Origin of the sequence: Pseudomonas sp. Sample_24 (assembly GCF_004307605.1) — a bacterium.
Lineage (GTDB): Bacteria > Pseudomonadota > Gammaproteobacteria > Pseudomonadales > Pseudomonadaceae > Aquipseudomonas.
In genome coordinates this window covers 1-846 of record NZ_RCNW01000523.1, presented here as the reverse complement: position 1 = coordinate 846, position 846 = coordinate 1, and the positions used below count along the sequence as shown (strand labels likewise).

The window sequence follows — 846 nt, the reverse complement described above, 5'->3', positions numbered from 1 at the left end:
TCGACATCACGGTGCTGAACAGCTCGTCCACCGGCGTCTGGAACAGATCGTCGCGAGGCAAGACTTCAACGACCTGGGCCAGTTCCTTGCCCAGGTGAGCCTTGGCCTGGAAGCCCGAACGGCGTTCGATTTCCGCGACCTTGCGGCGGATATACGGAATGACCCGCACGCTTTCGCCATACACCGACGAGGTGTACAGGCCCATGAAACGGCATTCCTTGATGACGTTGCCATCGGCGTCGATCTCACGGATCGACACATAGTCGGGGTAAGCCGGACGGTGTACACGGCTTGGGTGCGCAGCCTTGGCGAACGACAGCAGGGTCGGCTCGCGCAGGTAGTTCACGGCGTAGTCTTCGATGCGCAGGTCATCGTAGGTCAGGCCGGCGCGCAGCAGTTTGGTCAGGCCCAGGAAAGAGTTCTGGTCGTAGACGATGTGACCGCCATCGGCCTCATCGCGGACAACGAATTCTTCATAGCCGAGGAAGGTGAAGTGGTTGCCCACCAGCCATTCGAGGAAGCTTTTGATTTCGGCTTTTTCGTCGGCATCGACGACAAACTGGCTGCTGTCCAGGTTGGTCAGGATTTCCTGGACCTTGGCTTTCATCGGCTCGAAGTCAGCCACCGCGACGCGCACTTCACCGAGCACTTGCTCCAGCTCTTTGCTCAGCACGTTCAATTCGGCGGTGTTGGCGCAACGGTCGATTTCCAGGTACATCAACGACTCTTGCAGCACGTCGTCGCCCTGGGTGCCTTTTGGCAGGATTTCCAGCAGTTCACCCTTGCTGCCGCGACGCACGCTGAGCACGGTGGTCTGCAGGGTGTGAATGCTGTAGCCGCGACGGT

Annotated in this window: 1 pseudogene; it reads right to left on the bottom strand. The window is 59.5% G+C overall.

Annotated features, from left to right (window positions below):
• Positions 1-846: pseudogene (locus D8V06_RS29695) on the bottom strand (NAD-glutamate dehydrogenase domain-containing protein); the annotation flags it as partial.